4 protein-coding genes and 2 pseudogenes are annotated in these 12,563 nt (G+C 34.2%); 1 reads left to right on the plus strand and 5 read right to left on the minus strand.

The features are described 5' to 3' along the window. Positions 1-65 precede the first annotated feature (65 nt). Positions 66-1,304 (plus strand): IS256 family transposase, encoded by a 1,239-nt coding sequence (locus Wcon_RS01485; protein WP_114516979.1) that lies wholly within the window; start codon positions 66-68, stop codon positions 1,302-1,304. On the opposite strand, the pseudogene Wcon_RS01495 reads toward Wcon_RS01485, so the two are convergent. From Wcon_RS01495 to Wcon_RS01515, 5 genes and pseudogenes are all read right to left on the minus strand, one after another. Then, positions 1,301-7,330 (minus strand): annotated as a pseudogene (locus Wcon_RS01495) (Tc toxin subunit A-related protein). The gene Wcon_RS01485 and the pseudogene Wcon_RS01495 sit on opposite strands and share 4 nt — an antisense overlap. Beyond that, the gene (locus Wcon_RS01500; protein WP_114516958.1) at positions 7,299-7,664 is read right to left on the minus strand and encodes a hypothetical protein; all 366 of its coding nucleotides are present in this window, start codon (positions 7,662-7,664) and stop codon (positions 7,299-7,301) included. Before Wcon_RS01500 ends, Wcon_RS01495 begins: the two are co-directional and overlap by 32 nt. Before the next feature lie 72 nt (positions 7,665-7,736). After that, positions 7,737-7,967: a hypothetical protein gene (locus Wcon_RS01505; protein WP_114516959.1), complete on the minus strand. Its 231-nt coding sequence runs from the start codon at positions 7,965-7,967 to the stop codon at positions 7,737-7,739. Positions 7,968-7,996: 29 nt separating this feature from the next. Continuing rightward, the gene (locus tag Wcon_RS01510; RefSeq protein WP_179947457.1) at positions 7,997-10,501 is read right to left on the minus strand and encodes an RHS repeat-associated core domain-containing protein; all 2,505 of its coding nucleotides are present in this window, start codon (positions 10,499-10,501) and stop codon (positions 7,997-7,999) included. Beyond that, positions 10,476-12,551, minus strand: a pseudogene (locus Wcon_RS01515) (toxin TcdB middle/C-terminal domain-containing protein); the annotation flags it as partial. The pseudogene Wcon_RS01515 and the gene Wcon_RS01510, both read right to left, overlap by 26 nt. Positions 12,552-12,563: the final 12 nt, after the last annotated feature.

Here is a 12,563-nt window from a genome sequence, read left to right on the forward strand (position 1 = left end):
GTTCAAAAAAGTGTGTCAAACCGAAAAAAAGTAATTTATATCAATTTAAAAATGGAGGTTTGACAATGAGTCAAAAAGTAGTAAACAGAACTAACGGATTGGTAGATTATAAAGAGTTGGAAACAAATATCCTGTCGTCTATACGAGAAGGAAGACCGTTGACAGGAAAGGAGGGAGCATTAACACCATTTATAAAAAAGCTGCTGGAGGCGAGTCTAGAAGGTGAAATAGAAAACCATTTATTAGCTGAAAGTGAAGAAAATAATCGCAGAAATGGGAGGAATGGAAAGACTTTACGTACAAGTGCAGGTTCATTTGAGCTGTTAACGCCAAGAGATAGAGAAGGAAGTTTTGAGCCGCAAATAGTCAAAAAAAGGCAAACAAGCTTACATCCAGAGCTTGAAACGAAGATTTTGAGCACATTTGCCAGTGGTATGAGCTATAGAGATATAGCGTCACACGTTGAGGAAATTTATGATCACAAAATATCGGTAGCAGAGATATCAAGTATTACCGACAAATTACTGCCTATAATCAATGAATGGCGTAGTCGTCCACTGCAATCAGTATACCCGATAGTATTTATGGATGGGATGTTCTTTAAGGTCAAGGAGGATGGACATTGCGTAAGTAAATGTATGTACAATATATTGGGCATAGACCAAAATGGCAGAAAAGAAGTCCTGGGCTTTTATTTGGCTGAAAGTGAAGGAGCTAACTTTTGGTTGGAAGTGCTAAATAACCTCAAAGAAAGAGGAGTAGAAGATATTCTGATTGCATGTGTAGATGGGCTAAAAAGCTTTCCTGCAGCCATCAACAGTGTATTTCCCAGTGCAGAAGTGCAGCTATGTATAGTACACCAAATAAGAAATTCTCTGAAATATGTATCCAGTAAAGATGTGAAAGTTTTCATGAATGATCTGAAAAAAATATATCGTGCTTCAAGTAAAGAAATTGCTGAGAATTATCTGCTTGAGCTGGAAGGAAAATGGGGAGAAAAGTATCCTTTAGTTATAAAATCCTGGCAGAACAATTGGGAAAACTTATCCAGTTATTTTAAGTATTCTGGGCCAGTTAGGAAGCTGATTTACACCACTAATCCAATTGAGGGGTTGCATAGACAAATCAGGAAATTTACTAAAACTAAGGGTTCATTTACTAGTACAAATGCCTTGTACAAACAGGTATATTGTGCTATAAAAAAGGTAGAGCAAAAGTGGATTATGGCTCTCCCTAATTGGGCTTTAACTATGTCTCAACTTGATATTTTCTTTCCAGATAGGTTGAAAATTGAGTTGAACTAAAAATGCGGCTTGACACACTTTTTTGAACATTCCCCAGTTGATGGCTTAAATGTTAACTTATAAGGTTTAACTTGTGTCTGCTTAAACTTTTCCCATATATCAGGATAAGCTGCACTTAAGTTCATTACTAGCATGCCATGATAATACTCCAGCTTTGAAAGTTTTGTTACCTCACCTTTTAATCTCTCTCCACCATCTAGCGCAGTGTAATCAATATGAATTACTACATCAGAAATATTACTAGTATCAAACCTATTGGTCGCTTTTGGCAAACTCAATTCCCAATTAGAAACAACCCCTGTTCCTTCAAATGGCAAATAGCGCTCATCATTAAAGTTGAGCTCAAACAATCCACTATCTTGGTCTCCTTTTGAAATTGCTATCTGTTGATTATGCTTCCAATTTACTCTTAAGACATCTTCTTGTGGTTGATTAGAGCCCTCTTCTCCTAATAAGTATTTTATTGCTTCAATATCAGGTTTAAGTACTATCTTATTACTTGTTTGCTGTAAGCTTGCATGAATATTTTCATAAGGGCCAACCACTGCAGGAATGGTAATTTTTATATTCTTAATCTGACGACAATAATGCCCAGGAAAGTCTAGATCAAACAGTCTTTCTGTCAAAGCAAACTTACAGCTACCCTTAGTTTTTAGGTCATGCAGTGCTATAGGATCTATTTGCCCTAAAGAAACTACTTTGTTAATTTCAAACGTTCTTTCGTTTTTATCATGATAATCCTTTGCCATTTGTTCAAGTGCAAACTTTAAAACACTACCAGCAAGCAATCCTTCCTTTAAACTATTCCAAGAGCTGTTAGTAATGAATGGTTTGTTATTGTTAAGTTCATATTGATAAGTTTTCTCTGCTTGTTTAGCAATCTCCAAGGCTATTTTATAAGCTTAGAAGTATATAATTGCTATCTGTCCTTTCATCCAATTATATAGCTCTTGATTAGTAAACTTACTCTTGAAGAACTCTTCTTTTTCTTTAATTTGCTCTATCGATTTCTTATGAGCTTTGAAATCCTGCTCAGCATTATCTTGGTAAATTTTATTTGTTTCTATTTGACAACTAATCTGCTCTGTATCATGAGAAGCCATGATTCTTTGCAACTCCCAATCTTCAGCACGTCTTTTGTAGCTCTCTGTTGTATAGGCTATCTGCGCTTTTTCATTTAAAATTGCTCCCACTGACTCAGCTATATTTGCTCCTACCTCGATAGCAGAACCTGGTTGAAAATTTCCTACAGCCAAACCATACACTGTAGGTATTAAGTGTGCAGCGGCAGCCACTCCCCTTATTACAGCAACTCCAGTTCTTATATCAATTGCTTCGCTGGATAATGCTATAGCTTTCTTTTCACCAGCCGATAAGCCAACATTAATCAAATTTCCATAGTGCAACTTACGATCTTTTGCACTGTTTAAACTAGCATCGAGCGCTTTAGCTTCTTCTCTTAAAGCTACAATGGCTTTTTCCTTAATGGTAGTCACCAAGTTTGCCATTATTTCTTCTTGTTTATTGTAAAGTATAGCAAGTGCTTCAGCATCTCTTTTTTCCAGTACACCTAATAACTCTGACCCAAACTGGATTACAGTTTCAACTATCGATCTTGCATAAGCAACCATATAACTAAATCGGTAATATGGTAGCTGATCAATAGATGGCACTGTTACAGAAGAACCACTACCACTTATGGTTTGTATCAATTGTCTTGGATCTATCGGTGCTTGAAACAAAGGCAATTCTAAACGTTTTCCTGTAATATCTAAACAATGCCTTATCTTGTAAAGACGGTCTTCTACCTTATCCCATAAACCAATAAATTCTTCATTTCCTGGTTTACAGAAATAACAACCATACTTTGCCATATCATATATTTCATTAGTAGATTGTATTTTAACCGATTGCGTGTTTGTAGATGGCAACTCTGCTTCCAACTTACGTAAAGCACCACTCCCTTGGTTACTTTTTAATTCTTCAAAGGTCTTAGCTTCAACTGTAAAATTTCCCTTCTTGATTGGTTTATGACCAAGCAAATCCCAAGCTCTAACATATAGCATAGTAGCCTGGTTCAATGCTTCCCATGACTTTTTAGCAAAAAGCATATCTCCCCAATCAATTAAGTTATCTACATAAGACTTAATTATGTATTTCTCAAACGCAGTTGTACGTTGCTTTGCAATTACATATGGGTCAAAAGGATCAATTTCTAATTCTTGAATGGTTTGGGTATTCCTTGAATCGTTTATAGTGCTTTCTTTATTACGCTGAGTAAGTGGTAAAAACTGCCAGGTTTGATTCTTATCATTAGTAGGATTTAGAATGTACTGATACCATTTCCGAGCTGTAGCAAAGTCTTGCTCTTGTCTTAAGTGCAAAGCAACCAATGTAGGCACATGAAAGAATATTTCCCATAGATAAATACCGTAAGCACCACTAAAATCAAAACAGTCAGACGGAAGATCAATGACTCTATCCTTTGGCTCAAATCTTTCAAACTTAAGTTGTTCATTAGAATCACATGTTTGTGACTCTAAAGTCAAAATTCTTTTAGGTCCTCCAACATAAGCTTTTTGACGTAACTTACGAACATTACCAGTAATATTCAACCTCGTAAATGTAAATTCAATGTCATTTAACTTTATTCTTGGAATTTCACTATAGTATTTAAACTTAAAGCAAGTGCTACCAATTTTATAAGTTGATTGACTACTAATTGAAGCTAAATCGTAGTTTTTAGGCAAAAGTAAAAATGGCTCACGAATGTTCTCACGTTCAAGATTGCCTTCCACAATAAACCATCCTGGTTTGTTTATTACTTGCTGAGTTAGTGATACTTTAAATTCCCCTAATAATTCTACAGAAGGTTTACCCGAAAGAAATTCAACATTGTCTTCTTTATTAGTTACATTACTCTTAAAAACATTCTTAGTGAACTTAAGGGTAAGCTTATCTTTCGCGTTCTTGTCTATATCGCAAGATAGATTACTGGTTTCATCATTTAAATTTGTGTTGTAAGAAGCATCAAGAAAAAATCCTGATTTGTTTTCATTAGTAACCAGATCTTCATCAAGAGTAAATAAGGAAGATGGACTTGCACTACCACTAGTGCCTGGTCTTATTTCACCTATTGCAGCCACAATACGTTTCTCCTGTCCACCTTCTTCCGCAAGGTAAAAAGCTGCCACTTTTTTCCAGTATAGTTTATTTATTTCTGCAGGATCCACTTTTACATTGCTTGCTAGTTCTTGTTGAGCTGACCAACTGCCACTTGGTTTCTGAAAGATGTAATTAATTGTTGCGTCAACTATTTTTTCCTCATTTCCCTCTTTTCCTTTTTCAATTTGCTGCACCCAGAATAAAAATAACCTATGAAATGCATAAATAGGGGTTACAGTTTCCACTGGAATTGAAGCCTCTATCTTTTCCCAGGCAGTCCAATAAAGAATTTGTTGATTTCTTTCATCAAAAATTGCTGTACGGTAATAATAATTATACGGCTGAGCAAGTGTACGACCAATTATATATAAAGTATTCTTTTCTCCTCCTGAAATTTTATCTTCTACTTTTTCAAAACAACTATCTACTATTTTTAAGCTTGTAACTTCTTCGAAGTCTTCAAAATAATCCATGTATGCATTACTTACTGCCTCTTCTGTGATATTTCCTTGCATTAAGGTGTTTTGTAATGTTTTGTATCCTGGAGTTGTAATTCTGCGTAAAGTAGGATTTAGGTAATTCTCAGGATATAATTTTATCTTATTACTTACTTCCCATTCACGATAACTAGATAACCATTTCCATTTTTCTTCATTTAATCCTGGTTTAACTTTTACTCCTTGCTCTAACTTCATTATAGAGCGATGAATATAGAGCTGAACACTGTTTAATGCTGCTTTTAAAGGCGAAATTACTGAGCAGTCGCTCATTTCAACATCTATTAATAAATGCGAATATAAATCACGCATATTTCTTAGCTTTAGTTTATATATCATATAACTCGCTAGAATATCACGTTTTCGCCCTGCTAAATATTTTTCAGCTTTATCTTTAGTTTCGCTTTTTGCTGATAATTCAAGATTTTCCGCAGTATCAGTATACTTTTTCCATTTATTATCGTCACTATCTACTTTCAAATTGTACAAATCCTTTAACGATAATAGAACTTTGCTATTAATTCCTGACTTAGTTACTAAATCCATAAAAGACTTAATTTTCATCAAAGAATCTATAGGGTTTGGTACTTTAGTAAAACATGGTTTAAGTGCTTCTACCTTTTTTATATCTTCCAAAGTATCTTTATTCCAGCCAGTTAGTTGTACTATTTTCTCTACAACTTTATTTTCGTTGTAATTTTTTCCATTTAGCCAATCTATGTATTGTGTAACACTATCACTAGAAAATGTATCTTTTAAAGTATTGTAATTTATGAGGGTTTTAATTTGACTTAATGACCATTCTGCCTGTATGCCATAAGCATTTCCATATTTTATGATATTACTTATATCCTCTGCTGAAAGTTTTAGCGTTGTAAATATAGTAATATTATGAAGAAGCTTTTCAGTCAAAGATTGTCCATATTTTGTTGTAAACTCATAAGCTGCGTCTAATATATCTCGTTGTATTTGGACATACTTACTTATTTTATTATACAAAATCTCTTTTTCCTCTCCTTGTCCTATTTCACTTGCTTGTTGTTTATAAAGTTCGGAAGGATTAACCAAATCATTGAGCTGCTGAATAGTAATTGAATGCTTTTTTAACCAATCGTTCAATTCAACCACACGCTCTATATCATCTGAACTTAGTTCATCAATATCCAATAACGATAAAAATTGTGTAAGTTCTGCAATTGATATACTAATTAACCTTGCCAATAAGACTTGTTTATATACTCCAAAGAGCAATAATTTTCCAGTTTGGCTCGATATCTTATTATTATATTCAATCAAAGAGGTTAGTTCATTACTGCTAACGTTTAAGATGTCTTGCAATGCACTGTAGCTGTTTTCATCTTTAGCTAACTCCTGCAGCTTTCCATAGTTACTATTCAACGAAGATTTAAACTCTGAAAGGTTTTCAAGCTTTTTAGATAAAATATCTTCTTGAGCATACAATTCAGCTATTTTGGTTACAGGTTGTTTAAATCTATCTTGTAGATTTTTTATCTTTGCTATTTGTTTAACAAAGTCTGCATTGATTTCGTCTTTACCAACAGCAACTAGAACATCACTAAGTTCTTCAAATGACCAGTTAAGCTTATTTGCAAGACGAATAAACTGATGTAGAAATCCTAGAGCTTGATTATCAAGGTTTATAATAGTCTGATTAGTGGAATCGATGCTTAGTTTCGCTGAATCAGCAAGTTTCTTGATTTTGTTATAACTATCAAGCAACAGTTCTAATTTGTCGTCTATATCAGTTTGAGAAATGAACTTTTCAACTTTTTTTAGTTGATCTAGTGATTGGGTTCCATATGCTTCTTTTAAATAACCTTCTGTTGTATCGTTAGAGATGATCATTTGATGCGCTTCTGGTGAAAGGTCTAGGTCTTCTAAGGTATTATCAACATTCGATATCAGTGCTTTACACACCTCTGCTAAGCTGATATTATCCTCCTTAAGGTAAGCGCGTATACTAATTAAAGGAAAATTAGCAGGTAAATTAAATGGATATTTAGCTGTTGCTAATTTTTGTAGAATGTCTTCATTTGATTCACCCTTTAAATTCTCTTCCATTATCTGGTTAACAATCTCCAGATATAATTTTTCTTTATTAGTATTATTACAATCTAATTTTATTTTATTAAAAAGGTCAGGACGACGTGATTTAAGATCTTTACCGTTTGTTGGCTGCTCAATATATTTTTCAACAGTTTCCATTAACTTCACAAAATAAGCCGCTGGACTTAGAACTGATTGGCAATGGTCACATTCGTTATAACCTTGTGTCATGTTGCTATCTGTTGTAGTTGTAGTCGTCATATTATTATTCCCCTTGTAAACTGTGTATAATTGCATCGCACTTCTCTGCAGTATCGTGATCGATATTGCAAACGCGTAGTGCTCGATAATGTGGTTCGGTCATTTCTCTGGCATTTTCTATATATCGAGAGACGAATTCACGTCTAGCTAAAGCTTTTTGGTAGATATCTTTAGCTTCTTCCTCTGTAATTGTGTCCTTTACCTTTTCAATAAAGGTACTTTCACATAAATCTGTGATTTTAAATGCTGAGTCATATAAAAACTCATCATTTTCATTTTTAAAGCTGAGTAATTTCTCAGCTTCTTCAACGTTTATTCCTATCTTTTCTAGGCGAAGTTGAGAATCGTTCTCTATATTTTCATTGGTCATAATTTCCTCCTTATTCAAGATTTGTATGCGTAATTTAATGAGCAACTGGAATAAACTTTAATTCCGTAACCATTAAGGATGTAAGTGAGAAAGTCTCAGTAAAGATTTTGTGTCGATACTATTACCGAATATATGCTGAATTTTTGGCAGATATTTTCCCCATAACCATTTGATAGGTAGAACTCCTGTCTTCACAAATAAATCCCCGCTTTCTCGAGTTTTTTCATATATTTTTCCTATTCCAAAATCTTTCCAAGGCGGATCTACCTTTCTTCCTTCTTTCCAAAAAATCATATTTTGCATCATTTCCTTATTATCTTTCCGCTCTCTACTTAATGGGAATTGTTATAACTCATCCAAGCTCTACTTTTTGCAATACCATGGTAAATAGGGTGCAAGTGAGAAAGTCCCATTAAAAATTTTGTGTCGATACTATTACCGAATATATGCCGAATTTTTGTCTGAATTTTTGGCAGATATTTTCCCCATAACCATTTAATAGGTAGAGCTCCTGTTTTCATAAATAAATCCCCGCTTTCTCGAGTTTTTTCATATACTTTTCCTATTCCAAAATCTTTCCAAGGCGGATCTACCTTTCTTCCTTCTTTCCAAAAAATTACATTTTGCATCATTTCCTTATTATCTTTATTTCTGTAAAGGTACCTTAACTCCTGCTGTGTAACATCTTTTAGTTTATTAGTAACGCGCTTTTCTCTTTGGAAATGCATAATATCAGCATCCAAATCTATAGACTTTATCTCAAAATACGAAATTTTTTGTGCAGTAGCACCTAAATCAAGACCATCAAGAACAAAGTGAATCTTTTTATTTCCTCCAGTGGTAAATTCTATACCTGCTTTAGAAGCACGTCCCACCCTTATATATGCTTCTTTATTTGTTCTTTTCCATTCTTGATCGCTGAACAAATCAGGGTTTTTAACCACCCCAGGTACTTTTCTTGGATCATATCTCGGATGATTCTCAATAAACTCTTTAAATTTGCGCGCCTCTTCCTTTCTAGGCGTTAACCGTTCCTCGTAATAGACTTCTGAACTACTATTAAATATACCTGTACCTATAAATTGGTTATTCAAGTCATCTATTGTGGTATTTGCCTTAGGGTATAGTGATTCAGCTACCGTAATGTATGGCTCCCTTGAACTATGTAAACCGTAAATTTTATCCCCCTCTTGAAATGTGTTCCTAAATTCTGTGTAATCAATAGCATCATTAATAGCATTTCCACCTTTATCTCTATAAATTGCAGGACTACCCCCAACAAACAGGTAAAGATTTAACCCATCAATAGTTCCAGCAGGATCAGGATTTATCCACCTGAGGAGCCACGGGGCATAATAACGTGCACCATAGTAATATAGTCCTGTACTCTCATCCCTTTCTTTTCCTGAGTATCTATATTCTTTTTCCGTTACTTCACGAGCAGTTTTGCCAGCAATCAGCGCTGTACCACCAAATGGCAGATATTCCTCATATGTAATGATTTCAGCATTATCGTTTAGTTCTAAGGCTACTGAATCTAAATGATTACTCAGCTGATAACGATCTTGGTTTTCTCGTATTTCATCTGGAGATCCCTTAGTCCAATAATGATGGAGAGCTACTCTACTTTTATCGTCCATTATATGAACAGTGTATTTCTCTTTCTTTAAACCACTCTCTTGGTAAGTTCTCGTAACCTCGATATCACCAAAGTAAATTTTTTCTACTTGAGTAAAAATTTTTTCATTATTCTGATAAGTTTCAGTAACTTTTCGTACTCTTTGTCCACTACTATCATAAACATAGTATTCACTATCATTTTTACCACTCAAGCGAGTGATAATATCAACATAGGCGATGTTATCGCGATAATTCCAATGTAAATTCTGTGTACCACTCAGCTTTAGTAAATTACCCCTTTCATCATAACTTGCATCTATATCATTCTCATTTACTGGCCTTTTATCTATTATCGGCAAACTACGATTGGACTTGCTTGATATGTAAAATTCTTTAGTGGAACTATTTTTTCCATTATGCCTAATTCTCGTAATGTTACTTCCATAATCAAAGTCATAGTATTCAGTATAATTACTGATCGCATTTTGGTTATTTAGATGCGGAATTGGCGTAATAACTTCTTCCTTTCCACTGAGCGCTGGATGTTCTTTTCCTGTTGCCTCAATCAGTCGATAAAGCGAATCATAATGATAATCAGACTTAGTATCTATATTTTTATTATTTGGAAAAATGGTCTTATAAGACTCATCATCCATTGTAGTAATGTTACTGGCAGGGTCATACGTATAGTGAATACTTTGTAATTTCTTTTGTCCTTTGTTACTTTCAAGTTTGGTTAATCTAAATGTTTCAGGATCATAACTGTAATTGGTAATAACACCATTGCCGTAAGTAATCGACGTACGCTGACCTTTAGGATTATAGCTGATGTCTGAAACATAGGTTTTTATGTTTTCTCCTTGCTTCTTAAGTTTAATTTGTTTTACTCTTCCGGCTATATCATAAACTGGTATATGGACATTATTTTGTGAATCTATTTTCTCAATTATTTCGCCTATTGCATTGTATTTTACGGTGGAAGAAAATATTTCTCGTTCGAGATCTGTGTGCACTGTAACAATACTTTCAACGCTTTGCCAATCTACTTCTTGTTTATAGTTTTTTCTCAGGTAATAGCTGCTTTTTAACGTCTGACCTTTAAAAGCATTTTCTTCGACTTTTGTCAGTCCTGCCTGATCGTAATGAGCAACAAGTGTTCCATAACGATTAGTAGCTTTATCTTGAATATTTTCAGAGTAAAAAAAATCTTTCAACAACATTATTATTTAAATTTAGATCCTCATCGGTAACTTTTACTCTTACTGGCTGTTGCAACTTATCATATTCTGTGTAAGTAAGCGATCCTTTGCCATCCCAATTGTATACTGAACTTCCCGCAACATTTGATAGATTCCACGTTTCTCCAGCATCAATACTTGTGCTTTTTAAAAGCCCAGACATTGAATAGGTGTGGATAAAATTCTTTATTTTTTCAATTTCTTCCTTACCTTGGTTTTGTTCATAAAACCTTGAATCAACACTTTCCAGTTCATTTCCTTGAATATCAAGTTTAACGTGTGATTTTAACTCTACATTGCTTTGTTCGTTATTGCTTAAAATCTCTATCTGCAAAAACTTTCTTCCTAAACTATCTAAATGCTCTATTGTTGGCGTATTATAATGCTTTTCTGCTTTGTCCAGTGCATCTTTTTCATCTCTTAAAGCTATTTTTTCTTCTTCAGTTGCGCTATTCCATCTGGCAATAAATTCCTTGTAATACTCCGAATCTTTCACAGTGTCATTAAGATCAAAATTCTTGATAGTCCACGAATCAAATTCTACTTTGCTGAAAAAACCTTTTGGCGTATCAATGCGAATATTCCTCAGCAGAGGATCATAATAAAGAGTGTCAGATACTCCTTGATTATGCACGCTCTCTTCGAGGTCATAAAAAGGTGTATTGCTATAAAAAGGTTCATACTTTTTCACCTCCGTGCCTTTATTGTTATAAACAACTCTCCCTGATGCTAGCCATTTTTCACTCTCAGAATCTGAATTGACGAGCATTTTAGTCCCAAGGTTTCGACTAAAACCATCAATATGAGTTACAACTTGTCTTATTCTTGTTGATGTACTTTCTGAAACATGAGTTTCTCTCTGCAGATTAATCACATGCACAGGTTGACCATTTCTTCTCCATGCTTCAAGATCATAATAAAAGAAGCTAGTTGCATTCTGTAAATAGTACTCTGGGCCATTTGCTCCTTCTGCTAGGCCTAAAATATCACCAAAACTTGAATCCTTTCTTACTTGGTATTCAGATAATGGCTTATCACCTTTTTCTTGCCCTTTTTCGCTACCGTAAATTGAAGTAGCAATTACAACTCCGAGTGGATTTAAAATAATTTCTGATACATTATCGTTATGGTCAGTGAGTTTTACTGGCGTTAAACGTTGATAATCATATTCTGCTGTAGTTTCATAACTTGAGCTTTCAGTTGCTTTTACAATCGTTTTTATTGGCAGTAAATTATACTGATCATAAACAATTGCAGTCTCAGCGCCAAAAACATCAATTACTTTTTCAGGTAAATAGTATTTATCACTACCATAATAATACTGCGTAGGACTTGGTGCCCACCAAAAGTCAGAGGTTTTTTTGTAGCCAAGATCGTTTAACATCTGATCAGAAGTTATTTTACCTGAAAATACTTTTTTTATTTGACTATCAGAAAATGCTACAGCTTCGGTGTGGTGAAGAAGCGCTTGCTGAGTTACAGAACCAAGTGGTAAAGTAGAATTTTGTTCTTTATTCCAAAAATAATTGTGACTTTCACTTAAGAGCCTTACTTGTGGACTCGTATAATTTAAGTTCTCTTCAAATTTTATCGTATTTTGCAAGAACTGTGTTACGTGAGTTCTTAAGTCATTAATATTAGTATAGCCATCAACTGCAACTCTTAGGCCTCCAATCTCAAAAGCTTGTGATTTATAGAGAGCTCCAAGTAAGTAAAATTCTTTAGTGTTATTAACGTAAAAGTTATGTTCTAAAGTAGCATGTAATTTTTGTTGTTCTGAATAGTTACCAGATTGGTTTCGACGAGGGTAAGTAATGCTTGCAGATTTTAAAACATTACCATAGTCATCAACCTCTAAAACAAAATTATGCTCAATACGTGGATCACAGCAGTTCCTTTCATAATGATAGCTGATAGTTTCTTGCAAATTCACAAAAAATGTTCCATATTTATGGGTACTATTATTACTTGAACTTAGTAATTTTACTGCAACGCTGGATTCAGTGACTGAATATGGATGCAAGTAGAGGGTTGGATTATC

This window comes from Wolbachia endosymbiont of Cylisticus convexus, assembly GCF_003344345.1.